The sequence below is a fragment of the Paenibacillus sp. FSL H8-0548 genome (assembly GCF_038630985.1).
Classification (GTDB): domain Bacteria; phylum Bacillota; class Bacilli; order Paenibacillales; family Paenibacillaceae; genus Pristimantibacillus.
This window is the reverse complement of record NZ_CP152049.1, coordinates 3730718-3755950: the sequence shown is the minus strand read 5'-3', so window position 1 is coordinate 3755950 and position 25233 is coordinate 3730718. Positions and strand designations below refer to the sequence as shown.

General features: G+C 43.0%; 21 protein-coding genes. 16 read left to right on the top strand and 5 right to left on the bottom strand.

Annotation, left to right across the window (positions count from 1 at the left end):
• Positions 1 to 8: 8 nt before the first annotated feature.
• Both MHI37_RS15965 and MHI37_RS15960 read left to right on the top strand, forming a co-directional pair.
• Positions 9 to 1697, top strand: coding sequence for a VWA domain-containing protein (locus tag MHI37_RS15965; protein WP_076334788.1), 1689 nt, complete (start codon positions 9 to 11; stop codon positions 1695 to 1697).
• Between the two features lie 23 nt (positions 1698 to 1720).
• On the top strand, positions 1721 to 2860 hold the full coding sequence (locus MHI37_RS15960) for a toxic anion resistance protein (protein WP_076334789.1): 1140 nt from the start codon (positions 1721 to 1723) through the stop codon (positions 2858 to 2860).
• Positions 2861 to 2941: 81 nt separating this feature from the next.
• Here the strand turns inward: MHI37_RS15960 and MHI37_RS15955 are convergent, their stop codons facing one another.
• Complete coding sequence (locus tag MHI37_RS15955; RefSeq protein WP_083676025.1) at positions 2942 to 3436, bottom strand: MarR family transcriptional regulator; 495 nt, start codon at positions 3434 to 3436, stop codon at positions 2942 to 2944.
• A gap of 150 nt (positions 3437 to 3586) precedes the next feature.
• Between MHI37_RS15955 and uvrA the strand changes: the two genes are divergently transcribed.
• Positions 3587 to 6091 carry an excinuclease ABC subunit UvrA gene (gene uvrA / locus MHI37_RS15950; protein WP_076334790.1) on the top strand — a complete coding sequence of 835 codons (2505 nt, stop codon included), beginning with the start codon at positions 3587 to 3589 and terminating at the stop codon, positions 6089 to 6091.
• 84 nt (positions 6092 to 6175) lie between these two features.
• Here the strand turns inward: uvrA and MHI37_RS15945 are convergent, their stop codons facing one another.
• Complete coding sequence (locus MHI37_RS15945) at positions 6176 to 7057, bottom strand: LysR family transcriptional regulator (protein ID WP_076334791.1); 882 nt, start codon at positions 7055 to 7057, stop codon at positions 6176 to 6178.
• A gap of 145 nt (positions 7058 to 7202) precedes the next feature.
• On the opposite strand from MHI37_RS15945, the gene zwf reads away from it, so the two are divergent.
• The 9 genes from zwf (at position 7203) to MHI37_RS15900 (ending at position 16398) form a co-directional block, all read left to right on the top strand.
• On the top strand, positions 7203 to 8726 hold the full coding sequence (gene zwf, locus MHI37_RS15940; protein WP_076334792.1) for a glucose-6-phosphate dehydrogenase: 1524 nt from the start codon (positions 7203 to 7205) through the stop codon (positions 8724 to 8726).
• A complete protein-coding gene (gene tkt, locus MHI37_RS15935) occupies positions 8710 to 10695 on the top strand; it encodes a transketolase (protein ID WP_076334855.1) in 1986 nt (661 codons plus the stop codon). Before zwf ends, tkt begins: the two co-directional genes overlap by 17 nt.
• A gap of 115 nt (positions 10696 to 10810) precedes the next feature.
• A complete protein-coding gene (gene fsa, locus MHI37_RS15930; RefSeq protein WP_076334793.1) occupies positions 10811 to 11479 on the top strand; it encodes a fructose-6-phosphate aldolase in 669 nt (222 codons plus the stop codon).
• 62 nt (positions 11480 to 11541) lie between these two features.
• The gene (gene gndA / locus MHI37_RS15925; protein WP_076334794.1) at positions 11542 to 12960 is read left to right on the top strand and encodes an NADP-dependent phosphogluconate dehydrogenase; all 1419 of its coding nucleotides are present in this window, start codon (positions 11542 to 11544) and stop codon (positions 12958 to 12960) included.
• A 136-nt stretch (positions 12961 to 13096) separates the two neighbouring features.
• On the top strand, positions 13097 to 13726 hold the full coding sequence (locus MHI37_RS15920) for a VTT domain-containing protein (RefSeq protein WP_076334795.1): 630 nt from the start codon (positions 13097 to 13099) through the stop codon (positions 13724 to 13726).
• Between the two features lie 46 nt (positions 13727 to 13772).
• Positions 13773 to 14141, top strand: coding sequence for an MmcQ/YjbR family DNA-binding protein (locus MHI37_RS15915; RefSeq protein ID WP_076334796.1), 369 nt, complete (start codon positions 13773 to 13775; stop codon positions 14139 to 14141).
• A 240-nt stretch (positions 14142 to 14381) separates the two neighbouring features.
• A complete protein-coding gene (locus tag MHI37_RS15910) occupies positions 14382 to 15143 on the top strand; it encodes an SDR family oxidoreductase (protein ID WP_076334797.1) in 762 nt (253 codons plus the stop codon).
• 288 nt (positions 15144 to 15431) lie between these two features.
• Positions 15432 to 16031: a TetR/AcrR family transcriptional regulator gene (locus tag MHI37_RS15905; RefSeq protein ID WP_076334798.1), complete on the top strand. Its 600-nt coding sequence runs from the start codon at positions 15432 to 15434 to the stop codon at positions 16029 to 16031.
• Between the two features lie 73 nt (positions 16032 to 16104).
• Complete coding sequence (locus MHI37_RS15900; RefSeq protein ID WP_083676027.1) at positions 16105 to 16398, top strand: hypothetical protein; 294 nt, start codon at positions 16105 to 16107, stop codon at positions 16396 to 16398.
• Between the two features lie 117 nt (positions 16399 to 16515).
• On the opposite strand, the gene MHI37_RS15895 is transcribed toward MHI37_RS15900, so the two are convergent.
• Positions 16516 to 17577, bottom strand: coding sequence for an NAD(P)-dependent alcohol dehydrogenase (locus MHI37_RS15895; RefSeq protein ID WP_076334799.1), 1062 nt, complete (start codon positions 17575 to 17577; stop codon positions 16516 to 16518).
• 200 nt (positions 17578 to 17777) lie between these two features.
• Positions 17778 to 18161 (bottom strand): MerR family transcriptional regulator, encoded by a 384-nt coding sequence (locus tag MHI37_RS15890; protein ID WP_076334800.1) that lies wholly within the window; start codon positions 18159 to 18161, stop codon positions 17778 to 17780.
• Between the two features lie 223 nt (positions 18162 to 18384).
• On the opposite strand from MHI37_RS15890, the gene MHI37_RS15885 reads away from it, so the two are divergent.
• The 4 genes from MHI37_RS15885 (at position 18385) to MHI37_RS15870 (ending at position 20796) form a co-directional block, all read left to right on the top strand.
• Positions 18385 to 19413, top strand: coding sequence for an MFS transporter (locus MHI37_RS15885; protein ID WP_076334801.1), 1029 nt, complete (start codon positions 18385 to 18387; stop codon positions 19411 to 19413).
• Between the two features lie 173 nt (positions 19414 to 19586).
• Complete coding sequence (locus tag MHI37_RS15880; RefSeq protein ID WP_256709571.1) at positions 19587 to 19691, top strand: DUF6254 family protein; 105 nt, start codon at positions 19587 to 19589, stop codon at positions 19689 to 19691.
• A 136-nt stretch (positions 19692 to 19827) separates the two neighbouring features.
• Positions 19828 to 20454 carry a class I SAM-dependent methyltransferase gene (locus tag MHI37_RS15875; protein WP_076334802.1) on the top strand — a complete coding sequence of 209 codons (627 nt, stop codon included), beginning with the start codon at positions 19828 to 19830 and terminating at the stop codon, positions 20452 to 20454.
• Positions 20455 to 20616: 162 nt separating this feature from the next.
• The gene (locus MHI37_RS15870; RefSeq protein WP_076334803.1) at positions 20617 to 20796 is read left to right on the top strand and encodes a hypothetical protein; all 180 of its coding nucleotides are present in this window, start codon (positions 20617 to 20619) and stop codon (positions 20794 to 20796) included.
• A gap of 93 nt (positions 20797 to 20889) precedes the next feature.
• Here MHI37_RS15870 and MHI37_RS15865 read toward each other — a convergent pair whose 3' ends face one another.
• Positions 20890 to 25110 carry a sulfite reductase subunit alpha gene (locus tag MHI37_RS15865; RefSeq protein WP_076334804.1) on the bottom strand — a complete coding sequence of 1407 codons (4221 nt, stop codon included), beginning with the start codon at positions 25108 to 25110 and terminating at the stop codon, positions 20890 to 20892.
• Between the last annotated feature and the right edge of the window lie 123 nt (positions 25111 to 25233).

The following is a 25233-nucleotide window of genomic DNA, read 5'->3' as shown; positions in this document are numbered from 1 at the left end:
AGATGAGAATGGCCAGTAAAGGTAAAGCGATAACCGTATTAGTAATGATTACAATCGTAGTTTTCGTGCTGGTATACTTAGGAATCACTTTTACATCTGATTTAGGCAAAACCAAAACACAGGTTACTTCGGAAGATGCGACGAAACGTTTGGATAAATTATATAAGAACATCACAGTAAGGACAGAAGAATTAATAAAGGGTCAGATAGACCTTGATCCTGCAGCTGCCGGTGACTCATTGCCCGATATCTCAAAGTTCCCAATATCAGTTGCGAATACTACGGATCATTTCGTGGAAATTTTCTCATCCACCGAAAAATCCGGAACAGGCAATGATGGCTGGTTAAATGAAGTAGCAACAGATTTCAATAATGTCAATATTGTGCTGGATGGGAAAGCTGTATCCGTCAAAATTCGCAATATTCCTTCAGGCACTGCGGCAGATTACATCAGATCTGGTAAATATGTACCCGATGCCTTTACTCCTTCAAACGAGCTATGGGGAGAAATGGTAAAAGCGAATGGGATCGAGACACTGCTTGTTTCGAAACGATTAGTCGGCAATGTCGCAGGTATTGTATCAACAAAAACAAAATATGATGAGTTAGTAGATAAATACGGTTCTTTAAACGTCAAGACGATTACAGATGCAATAGCGGATAATGAGCTGGCTATGGGCTATACAGATCCTTTTGCTAGCTCGACGGGGCTGAATTTTTTGGTCACCGCCCTTGAAAGCTTTGATAGCTCTGATTTGCTGGGGGAAAAGGCTGTTCAAGGGTTTGAAAGATTCCAGGCCAATGTACCCTTTATTGCGTCCACAACATTGCAAATGCGTGATGCAGCCAAGTCTGGAATGCTCGACGCCTTTGTGCTGGAGTATCAAACCTTTGTGAATGCGCCGGATTTGAAGAGCGGATACGTATTTACACCTTTTGGAGTACGGCATGATAGCCCGCTTTATGCTTTGGGCGGCTTAACACAGGATAAGCTAAACATTTTGAAGAGATTTGCAGAGTTTGTTGAACAAGAAAAATATCAGAGCTTAGCTGCCGACAGAGGCTTTAACGGCCTTAACGATTATCAATCCGAGCTTAGTGCTGTTGATGGCAGTCTCTTGTCCTCGGCACAGAAGCTATGGAAGGAAAAGAAGGATGGAAATAAACCGATTGCGGCAGTATTCGTAGCCGATGTATCCGGGAGCATGAGTGGTGAGCCGCTAAACCGATTAAAAGAATCACTGCTAACAGGCCAAAAGTATTTGGGCAGAGAGAATCGAATCGGATTTGTTTCGTATTCGAGTAATGTTTCCATCAATCTTCCTATAGGGAAGTACGATACGAATCAGCAGTCGATGTTTGTCGGAGCCATTAATAGCCTTCAGGCTGCCGGCGGTACAGCTACATTTGATGGGATTTTGGTCGCTATGAAAATGCTTCAGGAGGAGTTAGCTTTAAACCCTGATTTAAAGCCTCTGATCTTTGTTCTTAGTGATGGAGAAACGAATGAAGGGCATTCACTGAAGGATATACGAGAATTAATTGAGACATTCAAAATTCCAGTGTACACCATTGGCTACAATGCAAATATTAAGGCGCTTCAAAGCATATCAAGTATTAATGAGGCAGCAAGTATTAACGCAGATACAGACGATGTTGTATATAAAATCAGCAATCTGCTCAATGTTCAGATGTAATTTTTATTTTAAGGAGGGGAAAAATGTCATTTACTATGGAAGTCGTAAGTCCTGAGAAGCTAAAGTCTGCAATTGAAGAAGAAGTAAAGCCGGTCCCCGAGGAAGTGTTGCAGCTAAAGGAGCTGGCATTAAACAACGTTACAACGATTTTGGAATTAAATATTGAATCATTGGAAAAGCGGAAGGAGGTCTTGCAATCCATTGATAGCTTCGGCATAAGCTCGATGAGGTCGTCCTCGGAGAAAAACTCCCTCTTGCAGGTATCTGTAGCGAATTTATCCAAAACAGGGGATGAAGGCGGTCAAGTAGCCAAAGGCCTAACTGAGCTGCATCTCCAGTTGAAGGATTTGGACCCCAGTGTTGTTGATTTCGCAAAAAGTGGTTTTCTAGGTAAGTTCTTTAACCCTTTGCGAAATTACTTTGCCAAATACCAAAAAGCAGATGCTGTCATTTCGGACATTATCATTTCGCTTGATAAAGGAAAGTCCGTATTAAGAAATGACAATACTACTTTAGAATTTGAACAGCAAGCACTCCGGGAGCTCACCAAGAAGCTTCAAAAGGAAATCCAGCTTGGTATGTTGATGGATGAAGAGATCGAATCCCAGATTGGAGCAGCCAAGATTCGTAATGAGTCTGAAGATAAAATCAGGTTTATTACAGAGGAAGTATTGTTTCCACTGCGGCAGCGCGTGATGGACCTGCAGCAAATGCTGGTTGTCAATCAACAAGGAATCATGGCTATTGAAGTCGTTATGAGAAATAATAAAGAGCTAATCAGAGGAGTAGACCGAGCTAGAAATGTTACCGTATCTGCCTTAAAAATTTCAATAACGGTAGCCAGTGCGCTCTACAATCAAAGAATTGTCCTGAAGAAGATCGAGCTTCTAAATCAAACCACGGACAGTCTTATCAGCGGTACCTCAAGAATGCTTAAAGACCAAGGCGCCGCTATTCACAAGCAATCCCTTGAAGCAAGTATTTCTGTAGACACATTAAAAGTGGCTTTCACCGACGTGCTGTCAGCTTTAGATTCAATAAGTACTTACAAGCAGGAGGCACTTCCAAAAATGCGTGAAACGATCAATCAATTCAGGGAACTCGCTAATACGGGTGAACAGCAAATTGTACGTTTAGAGAAAGGGCAGAGACTCGGCTTGTAATCGATATTAGGAAAAAGGACGGTATCCAGAAAGTCTAGCGACTTTCCGGATATCGTCCTTTTTAAACTTACTATACAAGGATCAAGAAGAGGATTTTTGATCTGTCGTGGAGCTGAGCTGATGAATCTGCTCTTCTAGAACCGTGCCAGCCTTGCTTAAAAACTGCGTAATAAGAGCAAGTTCATCATCCGTATAGGAAGAGGCCAGATTAATCATAGCATCGTGCAGGGGTTGGTATGTATTGCTAACCTCTTCTTTATTTTCATACTCAGGAACAATAATCACTTTTCGACGGTCCTTTGGGTCATTTTGTCTGCGAACGTAGCCGATTTTTTCAAGCCGATCAATTAATGCGGTAACACTGCCTGTAGCAAGACCAGTTAATTTGGACAATTCCCCTGCGGTGATTGGACCTTTCTCACGCAAAATATCGACCGGTATAAAATCATGATTGTATAGCCCGAGAGAAGCAGCAACATTTTGCTGGTATTGTACGGTCCGTGTTCCTAGTCCACGCATGAGTAAAACAAAATTTTCCTTCGGATCGGTAGGCTGACCCTGTTGTTGGCTTGACAAAAGACAAACCTCCTTCTATGATGTTTATATCTTGATTATCGAGATATTTAGTATTGAGATACTTGATGAAGTGGATTATTAAAGTTTATTGTATCGGAAACATTAATCAATTGCAAAGTCATTTAGAATTTGAATGCGGGGGGGATATTTGTGAAAGATACCATATTAATTAAGGGTGCCCGAGAAAACAATTTAAAAAACATTTCGCTTTCGATTCCTAAATATAAACTGGTTGTTTTGACAGGACCTTCTGGATCAGGTAAATCCACACTAGCTATGGATACGCTCCAGCGTGAATGCCAGAGACAGTACATGGACTCCATGAGAATGACAGCAGATACGATTGGCAAGCCGAAGGTTGATTCCATTGAAGGACTATCTCCGTCCATCAGTGTGGGCCAGCATGTCACCAATCGAAATCCGCGCTCGACAGTTGGAACCGTGACAGATATCTACACGTTTATCCGCTTTATCTTTGCCAGACTGGGTGAGAGGATATGTCCTTCTTGCAGCGGCAGCATTCCGCCAACCTTTGAACCGACTGGTTTAATGGCAGAGGAAGATGAGGGATGGGGCTCCCAAACCATAGGCTGTCCGCATTGCGGGGCAGAGCTTGAGAAGCTCGGAATGGCTCATTTCTCCTTCAACAAGCCGGAAGGAGCATGCGGAGCGTGCAGTGGACTTGGGCATGTCGCCAGTATAAATGAAGCTGCTGTGTTCAATCCCGAGCTTAGCTTGCGTGATGGAGGAGTAGCTTCTCTAAATGGCGTCCATCGGGATATTCAAATTCGTATTTTAATGGCTGCTGCCAAGCATTATGGCTTTGAATTAGATCCGGATCAGCCGTTGAAAGAGCTTGGCGAGGTTCAACGTGATTTATTATACTGCGGTGCCGAGAGTGAAGCATTCAAGCGTCATTATCCGAATGCGAAGGCAGTCCAAGGCACCAAATTCGAAGGTGTCATCCCCAGTTTGTGGAGACGCTATAAAGAAAAAGAAGGGGAGGCAGGCGCCCAGGAAAAAGAGGGAGGATTTTTTCAAGAACAGCTTTGCCCCGAATGTCTGGGAGCACGCCTCAAGGAAGAGGTGCGTCTTGTACAGGTAGCAGACGCTTCCATCTCCGATGTGATGGACTGGTCGCTCGGTGAGCTATTCGAGTGGACGAGCAGTCTTCAAACGGCGCTGCCACCCGAAGGGCTGCATCTATTGGAGCCGATCCTTGCTGATCTTCCCACGCGGCTAAAGCGAATTATAGATGTCGGTCTTGGCTATCTGTCGATGAACCGCCAGACCGTAACGCTCTCTGGCGGGGAAACACAGCGGCTGCGGCTCGCATCGCTGCTTGGTTCTGGCCTAACAGGCGTATTGTATATTCTGGATGAACCGACAACGGGCCTGCATCCTCGGGATACTGTCGGTCTCATTCGAGTGCTTCAACAGCTTCGTGATCTAGGCAACACAGTACTTGTTATTGAGCATGATATTGAGATGATGCGCGCTGCTGATCATATTATCGATATCGGGCCAGGTGCCGGCTTAAATGGCGGAAATGTTGTTGGTGAAGGAAGCTTGGAGGATTTGATGGCCAGTGAGCATTCTGTTACGGGCGCCTATTTAAGAGATGAAGGGCTGCAGCCCCCTACTCGGATTCGCAGAACAGGGAACGGACAGCAAATCACGATTCGGCAGGCACAAGCGCGAAATATCAATATACCAGCGGTTTCTTTTCCACTTGGCTGTCTAGTATCGGTAACGGGAGTTTCAGGCTCGGGAAAATCCACGCTCGTCTTCGACATTCTAGCACAAGGAAGTGCGAATGGTCTTGACCAGACGGGATGCCAGGAGATTACGGGCTTAGAACAGGTCGGCAATATCGTTATTTTTGACCAATCTCCAATGGGAAGAATTCAGCGCTCAAATGTCGCGACCTACACCGATATGTTTACGCAGCTGCGCCAGCTGTTTGCCGGCTTGCCAGAAGCCAAGAAAAGAAAACTGACAACGAAACATTTCTCCTTTAACACGTCGGGAGGGCGTTGTGAGACATGTCAGGGACTTGGCGTGTTATCTTTAGACATGAACTTCCTCCCCGATCTGGAAGTCAGGTGTCACGACTGCAATGGCAGACGATTTACCGACGAGGTATTACAGGTTCAGTATGAAGGCTATTCCATATCGGATCTGCTCAATATGTCGGTGCAGGAAAGCCTGCCGATTCTTAAGACAGAGACGAAGATTGCAGGTTTAATCGAGATGTTATGCGAGGTTGGGCTTGGCTACTTGAAATGGGGCCAATCAGTCAAAACCTTATCTGGCGGCGAGGGACAGCGAATCAGACTAGCGAAGGAGCTGAGCAAGCCGTCAAAAAATCATACATTATATTTACTCGATGAGCCAACAACTGGACTGCATCCGTCAGACATCAAGCAGCTTCATATTTTGCTGAATAAGCTGGTCGAATCGGGCAATACCGTTGTTGTTGTTGAGCACAGTCTAGAGCTGATTCGGGAATCCGACTGGGTTATCGATATCGGCCCGGAGGGCGGTGCAGCTGGAGGCACATTGGTAGCTGAAGGAACACCAGAACAGGTTACAGAAGTAGCAGCATCGTACACGGGGATGTTTTTGCGAAGGGTTTTGGCTGGTGGGCTCTGAACGCAGCGAGCTCTTAAATAAGAAAAGCATCCCAGCCCGTTAAATCGGGCTGCGGATGCTTTTTCTTGTTTCTCCAATTTGGTGCTATTTCACAAGCTCAATAAACTTGTTTGCCGCATTGGAAAGGGGCATATTGCGCATAATCATGAATCCCACTTGGGAGGGCGGCATCTTGATATCTAATTCAATTTCAAAGAGTGAGCCCTCTTCCAGTTCCTTCGATATGAATTCTTTTGTGACATAAGAAATTCCGAGACCCTTCCGCGCAAACTCGATGAGCAGATCCACGCTGCCCACCTCAATTTCAGGTTTGATTTGATGACCGTAGCTTTCAAATAGCTCCGTGATGGCCATCCGTACCCGGCTATTACGCGAGAATAGAATAATGGGATATTCAAGCAGCTGCTTCAATGAGAGCACTTTGTTCTTAAGCTCGGCATAACGAGACCCCGCTACAAAACAATCCTGCAGTTCAATTCCTCTCATGACTTCAAGCTGGGAATCGACGATCGGCATACGAACGACGCCCATATCGATTTTACCTTCTTTCAAGAAAGCGATGGTTTCTGGTGTTGTCCCATGATTCAGATGTAATTTAATGCCGGGATACGTCTGAAGATAGCTTTCCAGATAAGGCAGCATATAGTGCTTGAACAATGAATCACTGCCGCCGATCCGCAGCTCGCCGCTGTCCAAATTTTTAAGTGCCGCCATCTTTTCTTCCGCGAGCGAAATTAAGATCTGAGACTTCTCGATATAGGAATAAAGGGTGGCACCCTCTGGGGTTAAGGACACGCCTTTGGAATTCCGATAAAACAAAATAATGCCAAAATTGTCTTCCAATTGCTTTATGGCATGGCTGACGCTTGGCTGGGTGATGTACAACGACTTGGCGGCCTTAGATAAGCTCCCCGTCTTCGCGGCCCAATAAAAAACCTTATATAGTTCGTAATTGATCATAGACATGGTCTATATCTCCTGTAAAATATATTAATTACCTGTATAGGTCTTATTGGTATTATAGTGGAATTAAGAAATAGAAACCAGTGCTAACAAGATGAAACTTATACTTCCTGTATTTCAAATAAAACGTAACGGAGGGAGAAGAAAAATGGAGGCAACCACTTTTGTCTTGTTTGGAGCAACAGGGGATTTAGCAAAAAGAAAAATTTACCCTGCCCTCTATAATTTATTCGTAGATCAGAAGCTACCACAATCTTTCTCTGTAATCGGCCTTGGAAGAAGAGAGCTTTCCGATCATACTTTTCAAGCGAATGTCGAGCAATCTCTTCGTATGTTTTCTAGACGCGAAGCGAATGATCCTGTTTTAATTAAAAGCTTCTTGAGTGCATTTCGCTATAGCGTTCTCGATGTAGGCCATAAAGAGGATTATCAAAAACTGCTGGAGATGATTGAGCAACGGGAAAAAGAGCTTCGTATCACGCCAAATCGGATGTTTTATTTGTCCGTAGGCCCTGAGTTTTTTGAAACGATTGCAGCCAACATTGATGAAAGCGGGTTAGGCTCTGCGAATGGCTGGAAGCGTTTGGTGATTGAGAAGCCTTTTGGCCATGATTTGCAATCTGCTCAGGATTTGAATAAAAATCTGAGCAAAGCTTTTACGGAAGAAGAGATTTTTCGAATCGATCATTATCTCGGCAAGCCGATGGTGCAGAAGCTTGAGGTTCTGCAGCAGAGCAATCCAGTCCTTCAGGCATTATGGGATAAGCGTTACATTGCCAACGTCCAAATAACAGCGAATGAAATTGTCGGTGTTGAAGAACGAGCTGGCTATTACGATCATGTTGGTGCTGTAAGAGACATGTTCCAAAACCATATGCTGCAATTGCTTATGATGCTGACGATCCACCTCCCGAACAACAGTACTTCAGAAAATGTCCGTTTCAAGAAAAAATTGGTGATGGACTCCCTGGAGCTGCTGCAAAAAGAGAATGTCAAATCCCATGTAGTCCGCGGACAGTATGGTGAAGGAACGATCCAAGGTAAACCGGTGGTCGGTTACACATCCGAACCCAATATTTCCGCAGGCTCAACAAATGACACCTTTATTGCAGCTAAGCTGCAAATCGACGATTATTTTTGGCGGGGAGTTCCTTTCTACATCCGCACAGGCAAAAGAATGAAGGACAAATCGACACGAATCGTGATCGAGTTCAAAGAACCTTTAAAACAATCAGCAACAAATGAGGATCATACAACACCTAATCTGCTCGTATTCGAAATCAGTCCAAACGAAGGCATCCTGCTCCAACTAAATACAAGAGATCCTCTGAACAATGGGGAGTTCAAGCCCATGAAAGTCAACTTTCATGAGGTGAAAGACAATGTACCCGAAGCTTACGAAAATTTAATTTACGATGCGTTTCAAGGAGATTCTACTTTCTTCGCGCATTGGGACGAAGTAGAATTGTCATGGCAATGGGTTCAACCTATCTTAGACGCATACAAAGAAAACCTAGTGCCGCTTCATCTCTATTCGGCTGGTACTTATGGACCCGCTGAATCGGATGAGCTGCTCGCACAAGACGGCTATCATTGGTGGTTCGATGATAAGTCAGAACAAGAAATCGAAACCATAAAAGGAGAACAATATGCCTATCACACAAACCATTGATCAACTGGCTGTTGATACGATCCGTACTCTATCCATTGATGCTATCAACGCCGCCAATTCCGGACATCCAGGGCTCCCAATGGGAGCTGCACCTATGGCGTATGCGCTTTGGGGCAAGCTGCTCAATCACAATCCAGCTCATGCAAAATGGTTCAACCGCGATCGTTTCGTATTATCCGCGGGTCATGGCTCGGCTTTGCTTTACAGTCTTCTGCATTTGTCTGGCTATAACGTTTCCATTGAAGATGTGAAGCAATTCCGCAAGCTAAACAGCAAAACGCCAGGTCATCCTGAATTTGGCCATACAGATGGCGTAGATGCAACAACCGGTCCTCTTGGACAAGGTATTGCGAATGCCGTTGGTATGGCGATGGCTGAAGCTCACCTAGCTTCGAAATTCAACCAAAGCGGTTTCCCAGTCGTTGATCATTACACGTATGCGCTTGTCGGAGATGGCTGTCTGATGGAAGGGATCTCCTACGAGGCGATGTCCATGGCAGGACATATGAAATTAGACAAATTAGTTGTATTGTATGATTCCAATGATATCTCCTTGGATGGTGAACTCAATCTTTCCTTCGCAGAGAACATCCAAAAAAGAGCAGAATCCGTAAATTGGCAGTATTTGAGAGTCGAAGACGGAAACGACATCGATCAAATTACTAAAGCGATCGAAACAGCAAAGCAAAATGATTCGCAGCCAACTATTATTGAGATCCGGACGATTATTGGTTATGGAAGTAAAGTAGCAGGAACGAATAAAGCCCATGGCAACCCGCTTGGCAAAGAAGAGGCAAAAGCAACGAAAGAAGCCTATGGCTGGAAGTATGAGGAGGAGTTCACGGTACCTGCTGAAGTCAAAGCTCATTTTGCGCAGCTTAAACAAAATGGCGAGGCCAAAGAAGCCGCTTGGACCAAACTGTTCGCTTCATATAAAGCAGAGCATCCAGCGTTAGGCGAAGAGCTTGAACAAGTCATTCATGGTTCCGTTGTGATCGAAGCCAAAGACATCCTTACCTTCGATTCTTCCAAGACACTTTCAACTCGCGTCGCAAGCGGTCAATCGATTAATCATTTCGTTAAATCTGTTCCTTCGATTTTTGGCGGCAGTGCCGACTTGTCTCATTCGACGATGACCGATATTACCGGAGAGAAAGTATTTGCGGTTGAATCTTATGCGGGACGCAATATCTACTTCGGCGTACGCGAGCATGCAATGGGCGCGGCTGGCAACGGCATGGCGCTTCACGGCGGCGTGAAACCTTTCGTAAGCACATTCTTCGTGTTCAGCGATTATTTACGCCCATCAATACGACTGGCTGCACTGCAAAAACTGCCTGTTACTTATGTATTTACTCATGATTCAGTAGCTGTCGGCGAAGATGGACCTACGCATGAGCCAGTAGAACATTTGACAGCGCTGCGTACTATTCCAGGTCTAACGGTCATTCGCCCTAGCGATGCAAATGAAACAGCTAACGCATGGGCTTATGCCTTGCAGCAAAATGAAGGTCCGGTAGCATTAGTGCTAAGCAGACAAAACCTGCCTATATACGAAGCGACAAAAGGGAATGTGGACGGGGTTGCCAAAGGCGCATATGTGCTGATGGAAACCAATGATCAACCTGATGTTATTCTAATTGGAACTGGTTCCGAAGTTTCCTTGGCAGTGAGCGCCAAAGCTGAGCTTGAGAAGGAAAATATCTCTGTACGAGTAGTTGCTATGCCGTCCCGTGAGCTGTTCGACCGTCAATCCGAGGCATATAAGCAATCCGTACTGCCTGCTGCCGTCACTAAGCGTTTAGCTATTGAAGCCGGCATTTCGCTCGGATGGGAACGTTACACCGGACCAAGCGGTAAAGTATTGTCTATCGATACCTTTGGAGCTTCGGGTCCTGGTACTGAGGTCTTGGAATACTTTGGTTTCTCCGTGGATAATGTCGTTCGTTTGGCGAAAGAATTACTATAGTAAATAGAACTAATAAACAGAACATTCGAAGCAGCTTAGATAAACTTTGTTCTCAAGACAAATTAGGTCAATACAAGTAATATAAAAATAAAACCAAAAAACGGAGGTAATTATTATGAAATTCTTTATCGACACTGCAAATTTGGTAGATATCAAAAAGGCTTATAAAATCGGTGTATTATCCGGCGTTACGACTAACCCATCCTTGGTTGCCAAAGAAGGAGTAAAATTTGAAGATCGCATCGCTGAGATTTTACGTGAAGTACCTGAGGTTGAATCCGTTTCTGCTGAAGTAACTCCTGATGCAGTAACAGCTGAAGAAATGATTGCACAAGCCAATGAACTAATCAAGATCAACAACAATGACAAGAATATTACAATTAAGCTTCCGATGACATTAGCAGGTTTGGAAGCATGCCGTTACCTGACGGAAAAAGGTGTTAAAACAAACGTAACATTGATCTTCTCCGTGAACCAAGCACTTTTGGCTGCTCGCGCTGGTGCGACTTATGTTTCTCCATTCCTTGGCCGCTTGGACGATATTTCGGAAGATGGCGTTCTACTCGTCTCCAAAATCGCAGAATTGTTCCGCACGCATAACTTGGATGCACAAATCATCGCAGCATCTGTTCGTCATCCGGATCACGTGACACGTGTAGCTATGGCTGGCGCGCATATTGCAACTATTCCATTCTCAGTTATCGAACAAATCTCGAAACACCCTCTAACGGATCAAGGCATGGAGAAATTCGCAGCTGATTGGAAAAAAACTGCTCAACTTTAAGTTGAGCTCTGCTCTTAAAGCATTTATCAGCAACTGGCAGTAATGATAGGAGGAAGCTAGTAATGAAGAAACAACAAATTGGCGTGGTCGGGTTAGCCGTTATGGGTAAAAACCTGGCCTTCAACATAGAGAGCAAAGGATTTTCCGTTGCCGTATTCAATCGTTCGGCGGAAAAAACAAATGAACTATTGGCAGAAGCGCAAGGAAAGGATTTCGTAGGCACCTACACCATCGAAGAATTTGTTCAATCGCTGGAGACGCCGCGTAAAATTCTCATTATGGTCAAAGCTGGTCAACCAACTGACGATACCATTAATCAGCTTGTGCCTTACCTCGATCAAGGCGATATTCTGATCGACGGCGGAAACGCATATTTCCCTGATACACAGCGCAGAAACAAGGATCTGCAGGCTCAAGGCTTCCGATTCATCGGCGCAGGAGTCTCCGGAGGCGAAGAGGGCGCATTGAAGGGTCCTGCCATTATGCCAGGTGGGCAAAAAGATGCGTATGAGCTGGTAGAACCGATTCTGACAGCCATTTCCGCAAAAGTGAACGGCGATGCCTGCTCGACTTATATTGGAGAAGGCGGCGCTGGCCATTATGTCAAAATGGTACACAACGGCATCGAATACGGTGATATGCAGCTCATCGGCGAAGCTTATCAGCTGCTCAAGGATGTGCTGAACCTCAGCACTAGCGAGCTGCATGACATTTTCACAGAATGGAATAACGGTGAACTGGATAGCTATTTGATCGAGATTACTGCTGATATTTTCAAGAAAATAGATCCAGAAACAGGAAAACCGATGGTAGATGTTATCCTCGATTCGGCAGGGCAAAAAGGAACGGGCAAATGGACTAGCCAAAGCGCATTGGATTTGGGCGTCCCATTGTCCATCATTACGGAATCTGTATTTGCACGCTTTATCTCAGCGATGAAAGAAGAGCGTGTAGCCGCCAGCAAGCTGTTGAATGGACCTGCAGTGTCCAGCTATGACGGCGATCCTAAAGAATTTATCGAGGCTGTTCGCAAAGCTTTGTATACGAGCAAAATAGCATCATATGCACAAGGCTTTGCACAAATGAGAGCTGCTTCTGACGAATTCAAGTGGGATTTGAACTATGGCAGCATTGCGATGATATTCCGCGGAGGATGTATTATCCGTGCACGTTTCCTGCAAAATATTAAGGATGCCTATGATCGGAATCCAGCTCTAAGCAACCTGTTCTTGGACGAATACTTCAGCGAAATCGTTGATAACTATCAAGACGCTTGGAGAAAAGTCATCTCACTTGCCGTTACTAGAGGAATCCCAGTTCCTGCTTTTGCTTCTGCTTTAGCCTATTATGACAGCTATCGTTCGGAGAGGCTGCCAGCTAATTTGCTGCAAGCACAAAGGGATTATTTTGGGGCACACACGTTCCAACGGCTAGATAAAGAGGGAAGCTTCCACTTCCAGTGGATGGACAAAAACGAATAACAACGGCGTGAACTTTACCTATATAACAAAAAGGTTGATCTTCAATATTGAAGATCAACCTTTTTGTTATATAATATGTGAAGAGAACATAGGTTCTCTAGCGGTTCGTTCTTTTTTCAAAGGAAAGGTGAAGCATTTGAATTATAGTAGATGGACTTTTGCTGTTATTAATATCATCGTTGTACTCATCCTGATATTAAATTGGAAAGAGCTGCTGATTTGGCTAAAAGATGACGACTACAGTTTCTTTCCGCTTGTATTTCTCCTGGTCGTGCTGCTCGCTGTTATTCCTGGAATACCTTTTGGTTTAGTAAGCGGAATTATTGGTGCTAAATATGGATTAATAACTGGCGGAGTCCTTAATTTAGTTGCTTCGACAATTGCAGCTGCAATCGTATACTCTCTAATGTACAAATTATTTAAAGATTGGGGGATACGTTGGCTGGAAAAATCTACGCAATTACGTCGAATAGATAGTTTTTTGCGAAAACGTATCTTTTGGTCGATTTTAACAGCTCGATTGATTCCGGTAATGCCTGCAGCTCTAATAAATCTTTATGCTGGTGTATTCGGTTTGCAATTTAAGATCTTTCTGACTGCAACGATTCTAGGTAAAATACCGTTCATTCTAGTTTCAACCTATGTTGGAGATAACATTCAATCCGGAGCTAATGAATGGATTATGGCAATCAGCATTTATGGGGTCTTTCTGACAATTACTTATATCGTATATCAACTTATTATGAAGCGCCGTTCTTTAAGATGAAGCTTCTAGTGCATAGTGTGTTTAATAACGAAGGAGAGATAGAGCGTTGAAAAATAATATCATCAAATACTGTTTAATGAAAAAAGGAGCGGCTAGGGAATATCCCTTCGGACCCGATTCAATGGTTCTTAAAATTGAAGGTAAAATGTTCGCGCTTATTTTCGAGGGAAAAGAAGAGTATCTTCAGATCAACCTGAAATGTGACCCGATGATTGCGGAGAACTTAAGAGAGCAGCACGAGGCCGTTCGACCAGGGTACCATATGAACAAAAAGCACTGGAATACAATTACAATCGATGGCTCCATGCCAGAGATGGATGTTTTTGAAATGATTGATCACTCTTACGATTTGGTTGTTGGAAATCTTCCTAAGAGTCTCCGTGAATCTATAACGAAAATGAATGAACTGGCGTAGAAACCGACGGATATTAAATAGATCTTAGGTAAATCCATACTACCTTCCAGCCGAATTCACCGAGTGGACTCAGTGAGCCGCTGTCCTTGTCTAAGGACAATAAGTTTCTCGCAAAATATAGGCAGAGTATTAATGTGAAACTTATACTCCGCCTATATTTTTAAAAAATTGACAACCTCCCCATAGAATTAGTATAATTTTAATGAACAACTGTTCATTAAATATCAGGAGGGATTCATCATGCGTTTAGAAGGAAAGGTTGCTGTCGTTACAGGAGCTGCGTCGGGCATGGGTAAAGCCATTGCGGAGCTATACGCGAAAGAAGGAGCACGTGTCGTTGTCTCAGATTTGAACATCGAGGGTGCGGAAGCTGTTGCCACCGCTATTAAATCAACTGGTGGGGAAGCAATCGCAGTAAAAACCAACGTTGCCGACCTGAATGACATTAATGCTATGATCGATACCGCCGTTAAAGAATACGGAACACTTGATATTTTGGTTAACAATGCCGGCATTATGGACAACATGGCAGCTGCTGGTGATGTAAATGACGAAAAATGGGATCTTATCTTCGATATTAATACAAAAGGCGTTATGCGGGCGATCCGCAAAGCACTTCCGATCTTTCTTGAGAAAGGAAATGGCGTTATTATTAATACAGCCTCAACAGGGGGCTTCAGCGGTGCTCATGCGGGTGTTGCTTATACAGCTTCCAAACATGCCGTTATCGGCATAACCAAAAATACAGGCTTTATGTATGCGCAAAAAGGCATCCGATGTAATGCGATTGCTCCAGGCGCAACGATGACAAATATCGCTAACACAATCAATAACGTAAATGAATTTGGCGCTTCGCGCACGAAGGTTACGCAAGGTGTTATCCCACGTGTTGGACAAGCGGAAGAAATTGCACAGGTGGCTCTGTTCCTGGCATCCGATGAATCCAGCTTTGTAAATGGCGCTGTAATTGCCGCGGACGGTGGCTGGACGGCAGGTTTCTAAACTTGCGATCTGCACTTTGCTTAAGCAGAATAAGCAATGATTGAAATTAATGCTAGGCGATATATATACTTTATTACGTTTGACACAAAGGCTACAGGCAGCTAGACTGCTTGCAGCCTTTTTTCTCTTTCAAGTGCTGCTAAGAGACGTCAGAGTCGTCGCAAAAAAGTACACATTTTGAAGAAAACGTTATATAATACACTTCATATTAAAGCTATTGAACAGACGAGTTCAAAATCGTTCATTAAACCAATACATATTTTATTTTACAAGAGGTGAATAGAGGACATGAATGAAAATGATTTAAGAGTTGTTAAGACAAAAAAAGCATTACATCAAGCACTCTTGGCTCTGTTAAAAACAAGTACGCTCGAATCGTTATCCGTATCCACGCTTTGCCGAGAGGCTGTAGTCAATAGAGGTACCTTTTACTTGCATTATAAAGACATTGGAGCATTATTTGACGAGCATCTTCATTATTTGCTCAAAGATTTGGAGGAGTCCTATTACGAGCCTTACCGGCATGTGTCACATTTAATTCCGAGCCACCTAGACCCTACGACGATACGTATTTTTCATCATGTGAAGAAATACCAGACATTCTATGAGATCGTGTTTGATAAGAAATCATCGTTGTCTTACTATTATTCATTATTAGAGAAAATAAAAAGCTTGATGCATGAAAGTACTTCGGTCGACCAATTACAAGATGTAGACGTCCCCTTGCTAGTCGCTTATCAGGCTAATGCAATTATGGGCTTGCTCATCGAGTGGAGCGATGATGGCTTCGCTCGCAGCCCAGAATATATGAACGAACAGCTCATTTATTTTCTGAGGATGCACGAGAAGGGCTCGGCCGCTGAAGACTCACCGGTAGATCAGTTATAGTACCTGAGCAGGCAGCTTTAAATAACGAAACAATAATGCTACAATTATTTATAAAAAAAAGCAGGTGCACATCGTGTCAACAACTTCTGAAAAAATTTCTTTTAGCGATTTCATGCTCAGTCCAAACTTTCTAGCGTTTAATAATGTTGAGCATGATAAACAACCGCGCATGAATGCTATAATTGAGAATTGGGATAACCACACATTAATTAGCAATATTTCAAAACTTAACCGAGAACTACTTAGACGTGATGCTCATGGAATAGATCAGACTCCATTTTCAGAAACAAATCAAGAATTGCATTTACAGCTTTATTCATTAATTATGTATCTGAAAGAACGTTTAGTGACTGAACCTTCTAATTGAAGGCTGAGAATAATTTCCCAAGTGAATTTAACGAGGAAAAGCAGCAGATCTGAGATCTGCTGCTTTTCCTCGTCGGTATTAGTAACGGTTCTAAAATGTAGAAAGCAACTTTGCCAGTTATAATGTAGAGATGTCAATAACGAACCGATATCGCACATCACTTTTAAGGACACGCTCATACGATTCTTCGACTTGGTCTGCACTGATCACTTCAATCATAGGGGCAATGCCGTGTTCAGCTGCGAAATCGAGCATTTCCTGGGTTTCACGAATTCCACCAACGAGTGAACCTGCAATGCTGCGACGACCCATAATTAATGAAAATACATGATACTGATCTGGTTCAGCTGGTGCACCGACATTTACAAGGGTCCCATCAATGCGAAGCAGTGATAAATACGCATCAACATTCAGATTTGCAGACACGGTGTTTAAGATCAGATCAAAACGACCTGCTAATTCTTTAAATGCAGCAGGATCACTTGTCGTAAAGTAATGATCTGCACCAAATTGTAATGCTTCTTCTTTCTTATGATTAGAGCGGCTCAATACGGTTACTTCAGCACCCATAGCATGTGCAAATTGAATCGCTACGTGGCCAAGGCCTCCCATGCCTACAATGGCGACCTTCTTACCTGGGCCCGCATTCCAGCGTTTTAAAGGAGAGAACGTGGTAATGCCTGCACATAATAGCGGACTTGCCACATCCATATCCAGACTATCTGGAATACGGACAACGAATCCTTCCGTTACAACGATTTTTTGACTATATCCTCCGTATGTTGGATTACCATCGTAGTCCAGACTGTTATATGTGTTGATAACACCTTTCGTACAATATTGCTCCTCACCACTGAGGCAGTATTCGCATTCTCCGCAGGAATCAATAAAGCAGCCAACGCCAACACGGTCTCCAACAATATATTTGGTCACTTCTGTTCCCACTGCTTCTACGACTCCGGCAATTTCATGACCAGGAACCATTGGGAAGATTCCACCAGCCCATTCACCGAATGCACTATGAATATCGGAATGGCAAATGCCACTAAACTTAATATCTATTAAGATATCGTGTGGCCGTAATTCTCTCCGCTTAATAGTGGTCATTTCAAATGGTGCTTTTGCACTTGGGACACTTAGAACACGTGTCGTAGTCATGTTTTTGCGATTAGTGCACATAAAAGATAACACAATCCTTTCTTTTGTGAAAATAATAAGTTGACTGACGAAGTAACGCTCAGCAGCTTATTTTTAAAGTATTTAGTAGCTGCATGAATAGCTTAAGCCTTAATGTCGACTTTAAGGCAAGGCTTTTTTGAAAATGATTAATAAAGAGCGGTGTCCCACTTCATTTACAATTTGACTCAATAAAAAACATCTTAATTCAATTTTTCTTTGTGGTACTTCTTTTCTAAATCATGATAATATTCTATTTTGGTTTCAATTTTGTTAAAAGCGTTATCCAAATCTCTTTGTTTCTCCATCATTTTCTCTTTATGTTTTTCAAATATCTGTTTGCGCTGCGAAGCTGTGCTGTCTCCTTCTTTTGTTAATTCAACGATCGCACGCAGCTCTGAAAGAGGGATGTCAGTTTTCCGTAAACAAATAATAAACTCTAACCATACTAAATCTGCTTCGTTGAAAATACGATTTCCATTTTCATCTCTTGTTATAAAAGGCAAAAGACCCTCTTGTTCATAATATCGGAGTGTATGTGTAGGCAAACCTATCTTGTCTGCTGCTTCTTTTATATGCATTTCCATTGTATCCTCCATACTTCGTATATAATTTTGCACTTATTATTACTGTGCTCTAACCATTAAGTTTTATTATAGACCTTAAAGTTAACTTTAAGGCAATAGCGCGTTTTACATCTTCTTCAGGGAATTTAAAAATATTTCTTGACTTAAAGTCAAGTTTAAGGGTTATTGTTGCTTTGCATTAAGAAAATAAAGAAGAAGTAAGGAAGGTTGGAGATCTATTTTTATGGCTAAACGAAGTAATTTGCTTATATTTATATTGACGGTTGGAGTTTTTGGTATTTTAAATACTGAAATGGGTGTTATCGGTATATTACCTTTGATTGCTGATTACTATGCTGTCAGTGTAGCAAAAGCAGGCTTGTTTGTTAGTCTCTTTGCACTTGCCGTTGCAATATCGGCTCCAAGTATGCCGCTCTTGTTTTCGGGTGCATTTACAGTAGCTGCTAACTCAGTAAGCAGTGATGAAGCACCAAAAGCTGTTTCTAAAATCATGTTGGGAGTCTCTGCCGGTATGGTACTCGGTGTGCCAATTACTAGTTTTATTGCTAGTGAAACTTCGTTTGAAATGGCCATGTTATTCTTTGCTATCATTAATACATTAACATTCATTGCTACATTACTATTTGTACCAACTATGCCTGTTAAGGAAAGACTCTCATACGGCTCACAATTAAGCGTATTAAAAAGTTCAATTACTTGGCTTTCCATTGCCGCAGTTATTTTTATAAATTCAGCAATATTTGGGGTTTACAGTTATCTCGCTGAGTATCTTGAAACCATTACTAATATTTCTGGGAAGACGATTAGTTTAATGTTAGTCATATACGGCGGGGCAAATGTTATTGGAAATATTGTGGCAGGGAAGTTGCTTACTAAAAATGCTATCAAAACTGTAGTGTCTTTTCCTTTCGCATTAGGAGCCGTTTACATCGTATTATTCTCTTTTGGACAGTTCACTGTACCTATGGCTGTCATTACTTTGGTTTGGGGAATATTATCTGGTATTGGAGGTAATATCGCTCAATATTGGATCACATCTGCAGCTCCCAAAGCTCCTGATTTCGCTAATGGATTATTTTTATCATCCGCTAATATAGGAACAACAATTGGTACTGCTGTAGGTGGATTATTTATATCAGCAATCGGTACACAATACATCGTAGTAGGGGGATTACTATCGTTGCTACTCGGAGCTGTGTGTATTTTGCTAAGAAACAACTTATTTAGTCCACGAAAACAACTTTCTATATAAGAAATTCAATAATGTTATTAAGAGAATGGAATAATGGGGGAGCATTGAAGTTTATCGTCTTAGCCTCAACTTTATCAAAAACCTAACGAAATAATTTCATGAATAAACAGAGACAAGAAATGAAAATATAAGGAAGTGGTATACATCTCATTTTCCAAAGGAGGATATCTGATATGGCTCACCAGAAAAGAAGGAAAGAGGCTGCCTGGAAGTCACGAAAGCAAGACCAGCATCCCCATGGTAAAGTCAAATCGCTCAAGGAATTGTCCAACGAGTAGGATTAGGAGTATACTGCTTATAAGAGAAGGACTGTCGGCGAAATTTACCGGCAGTCTTCTTTCTTGTGATAATATTCCATTAAACGTCCAGCAAGATAGCATGCCAATTATAATAAGACATAAAGGAGATAAAGATATGACGGAATTCTGGGAATCAAGTTTTATAGAAAAACAAACGATGTGGGGGTTTGAACCCACAGACTCCGCAATCGTGACAAAGGACTTTTTCCTTGAAAGGAATGTTAAGGACATCCTGTTACCAGGTATTGGATACGGCAGAAATGCAAAGGTTTTTATTGACAATGGAATAAATGTAACAGGTATTGAGATTTCAAAAACAGCGATTGATTTGGCAAGGCAAAATGGGCTTGATATTAGTGTTTTTCATGGTTCAGTAACTGACATGCCTTTTGATAACAAACTCTATGACGGTATATTTTGTTATGCACTTATTCACTTATTGAATAATCGTGAGAGAGAGAAGTTTATTAACGATTGCTATAATCAATTGAAGCCCAATGGATATATGATTTTTACAACTGTATCAAAAAAAGCTCCAATGTTTGGAAAAGGAACACAATTGGATAAAGATTATTTTGAGATAATGGAAGGCGTAAAAATGTTTTTTTATGATTCTGACTCCATAAAACAAGAATTTGAAAAATATGGACTAGTAGAGTTTTCAGAAATTGACGAGCCAAATAAGCACATGAATGATAAACCTCCAATAAATTTTATTATTGTAACATGCAAAAAAAGCTAACAGGGAACATTAGCTGAATCAAATGAAAACGAACGCAGTGATTATAAATGGTAAATTTGTGTTTATAAACAGGATGCGTGGACATAATGATTTTAGTGAACTAAGAGCAAGAACATTGCCGTGCAAAATCATACGAGAATAAGAGGGAGGTGTGATTAGTTAATGTCAAATAAAAAGAGCTACTATGCATTCGAGGATCCATCTGGCACCACAATTGAATTTCAAGCCACCAGCTTACAGCAGGCCATGGTGATAAAGAAGAAGAAGGCGCTAGAACTAGGGATTCATAAAGAGGCTTTTGAGCTAACGACCATACGTAAAAAACCAAGCCAGAGCGCATAGCCTGGCTTTTTATTTTATCGGTTCAAGTACTTGTCTTTTCGCGATGACAAGTACTTGAACCGATTCCAGTCAGAGGTTTCTTGAATTATCATTCTAATAAACATCTCGTGCATATCTTTTGGACTGTGACATTTCTTTCACGTATTGTTCGGCCTCTGCGACGCTTTTGCCTCCGTATTGTTGGATGATTTGCTTCAGCGCTGCGTCGACATCCTTGGCCATTCTACTGGCGTCGCCACATACATAAAAGTGAGCCCCTTGTTGCAGCCACTCCCACAACTCCGCACCACGCTCAATCATTCGATGCTGAACATATACTTTTTCCGGTTGGTCTCGAGAGAAAGCTGTATCCAATCTTGTGAGGATACCATCTTTCTGCATAGCTTCCAGTTCCTCTTTAAAGTAGTAATCATGCTCGGATCGTTGCTCACCGAAGAATAGCCAATTTTCACCCTTAGCCTGAGTAACAAGTCGTTCCTGTAGAAAGCCACGGAAGGGCCCGATTCCAGTACCTGGTCCTACCATGATTAAGGGTGCATCTGAGTCAGACGGGAGATGGAAGTGTGATGTTTTCTGAACAAAAATGGGCACTCCTTGTGTTTGTTCTGCTCGATCTGCAAGAAAAGCGGAACAAACACCAAATCTGCTTTTGTCATTGAATGGATAACGAACGGTTGAGACTGTTATATGCACCTCATCTGGATTTGCTTTCGAGCTCGAAGAAATGGAATACAGGCGTGGCTGAAGAGGCTTCAACATCTTAACAAATTCATTTGGATCAAGGGTCAAAGGGAATTCCTGTAATAAATCAGGAATTTGACGCCCCCATAGCCATTCCTTGAGCTCTGCGTTGTTTTCGTTCTTTAGAAACCTTGCAAGCTTTTCGCTTTTTGTAAGGTCTTGCACAGTCTGTAACAGGCTAGGCGTGATTCGTGTAATATCGTAATGCTTGGTTAAAGCTTCACTTATTGGCAGCTCTCCATGCCCGTTGACTGTTACGAGTGGTGTAGGCTGAAGGTTGACCGCTTGCAACACTTCTTCAACGAGGTTTGGGCAATTTGCCGGCCACACACCTAATGCGTCTCCAACCTCATATTGCAGTCCTGTATCTTTCAAATTGAAAATATAATGGCGTGTTTCTTTTTCAGAGCTTTCTGTGCTTAATCTCCGATTAGCGATTAGAGTTGTTTGTAGCGGATTATTTCGATCATAAATAGCTGTCACTGATGCTTCTTGCGTCGCAGCAATGGAATGGGCGGTATGAGCCAATTCGTTGCTGATTGTGTGCAAAGCAGGACGAGAAGTATCTTTCTCATTAAGCGATAGCTCAAGAGCTCCCATCCAGGCGTCGACATTGTCTTGAAAGTCCGTATCACAATCGATTCGCGGGATCATACGCTTTGCTCCAAGCTGTTCGAAGCGCATATCTAGGTTGCGCCCGAATCCACAAAACAGATCATAGTTGGAGTCTCCGAAGGCAAGCACCGAAAAACGCAAGCCAGTCAGTTTAGGAGAATTATCAGCTTGTAATGACCGCCAGAAGCCTTCACCGTTATCAGGGGGATCTCCGGCTCCGAAAGTGCTTGCCACACACAAAATAATTTGTTCGGAGGAGAGATTGTCGAAGGAATAGCTGTCCATATTCAGGTGTTGGACATCATGACCCAATGTCTTTAATTTGTTCGCACAATTTTGGGCAACTTCTTCGGCATTTCCGGTTTGCGAAGCCCAAAGAACGGTAATACGCATCGCGTTGGAAGGATTATCTTGCAAGGAAGGAGCAGGTGGCTCAAGAGTAGCCAGCATCGTATTTGACCCTGACACAGGAGCATATCCTGATTCGGGTAAATAGGTTCGAGAGAACATACCTGCAAGCATGCCATCGAGCCAAAAGCGTTTGGAAGCTTCAAGCGGCGCGGTAGGAGGTAATACAGGTACGCCAGCAACTGGTCGGAGCTCATCCGTTCGTAAGCTAGTAATAAAACCTGATAGATACATTTTCTCATGACTGTCCAGCGTCATCATCGATGTAGATTCTATGCCGAGCATGGTAGCGAGTGTATCAACTTTGGCCAAATAAATCTCCTCCTTCTGAGCATTAGTGTGGGCTTCAGATAACGAATGGGTAGGGGGCAGCTCCTCATTATTCGTCTCCACGGGACTATCAACACGAGCAAGGGAAACAGCACAATATTTAAATTCAGGCTGAAAAGAAATAGGATCAACAGCGTCATTAGTAACATCGTTAATAGCGAGATTTTTTCCAAAAACATCATTCCAATGAAACGGAGCGAAGCAATTGCCAGGTCGAACCCGATTCGTAACGACTGCCGGTAGTATAGCCAAACCGCGTCTTGAGCGAATCTGTACTTTGTCGCTGTCTTCAATTCCGAGAATAGCCGCATCCTCCGGATTAATTTCGATAAATGGACCCGGATTCAATTTATTCAACTTTGCAATCTTTCCAGTTTTGGTCATGGTGTGCCACTGATGCTGTAAGCGGCCAGTATTTAAGATAAGCGGATAATCCATATCTGGAAGTTCTGCGGGCGGTAAATACGGCCGAGCTAAAAAAACACCTTTTCCGGATTCCGTTGCAAATACGATACGTGGGCGACTGCCGTCATCTTTAACTTTTAATTTTTGACTCATACCCGTATTTAAATATCGAATTGGATTTCGATCATTAACGCTATCTGGAGCACATGGCCATTGCATTGGAGTCTCGCGAAGCCTTCTATAAGAAGCGCCACGAATGTCATAGCCGGTTTTTGGATTCCAGGCTTGTTGAACTTCTTGGTAGACTTCTTCTGATGTGGAATAAGAAAAAGCATCAGCATAACCCATCTCGCAAGCGATACGTGCAATGATAAGCCAATCTGGCAATGCTTCGCCTGGCGGCGTCACTGCCTGCTGCATTAATGTCAAGTTTCGTTCTGAGTTAATCATAACGCCTTCCGCTTCTGACCATAATGCCCCAGGAAGCATGATATCCGCATAACGATTCGTTTCAGTATCGAAAAAGGCATCCTGTGTAATGACTAGCTCTGCAGCCTCTAAACCTGCAATAACATTTCGACGGTTCGGAACGGTGGCCACCGGATTTGTGCAAATTATCCAACAAGCTTTGATATCGCCAGATTGCATGCTCTGAAACATGGAAACAGTACCTGTACCCACTTCCGTTCTGAGCTTACCTCGCGGTAGTTTCCACATGTCTTCTATAAAAGCTCGTTCCGATTCGACAAATACAGAACGTTGTCCAGGTAATCCGGGACCCATGTAGCCCATTTCACGGCCACCCATAGCATTGGGCTGACCAGTAAGGGAGAAGGGACCGCTGCCAGGACGGCATATTTTTCCGGTAGCCAGATGTAAGTTGCAAATTGCGTTCGTATGCCAGGTGCCATGTGTGCTCTGATTCAAGCCCATCGTCCAGCAGCTGATCCATTCCGGCGATTCTCCCATCCACGAGGCCGCCTGACGGATATCTGCTTCGGGAATGCCTGTAATCTCTGATACTTTAGCGGGTGGATAATCGTCAAGAAAGCTGGGCATATCCTCCCATCCGGTAGTGAATTCAGAAATAAAAGTGGAGTCAATCGCGTTATTCTTCACAATCAGATGCAGCAGCCCATTTAAGAGTGCCAAATCCGTTCCAGGTTTGATTTGCATAAATAAAGAAGCTTTATCTGCGGTTGTATTTCGGCGAGGATCTACAACAATGAGCTTGGCACCAGCTTTTACACGATCCATCATGCGAAGGAACAGGATGGGATGACAATCAGCCATATTTGCACCAATAACGAAAAACAAATCACTGCGATCAAGATCCTGATAAGACCCGGGAGGCCCATCCGCTCCTAGCGACAGCTTATAACCACTTCCTGCGCTCGCCATGCATAGGCGGGAGTTCGATTCTATATTGTTAGTACCTACGTAACCTTTTGCTAGTTTGTTAATAAGATATTGCGACTCCAAAGACATTTGTCCAGATACGTAAAAGGAGATGGCGTCTGGCCCATGTTCGTCTATAATCCGACGGAGCCGTTGAGCTGTATTGCTTATAGTCTCGTCGATACCTACTCTGCCTGGATCGCCTTTACGAACTGGACGTACATAGGCGTACTCCATACGTCCGGATTCTGTGATCGCTTCTGCACAGGTATTGCCTTTGGTGCAAAGCCTCCCAAAATTAGTAGGATGTTCTTTATCACCGCTTACTTTCACTACACGGTTATCGGCTACTTCGAGTACGATTCCGCATCCAACCCCGCAATAGGGGCAGACGCTTTTTACAGTTTTAGTTGACATACAGTTCACCACCAAGATTGAAGCATATTTATAGCCTATAGAATGATTGTTTTAAAGTTAATCATGTCTAAATATAACGGGATATGCTCAAATATATATCGTACTGCGATTCAAGTCAATGCT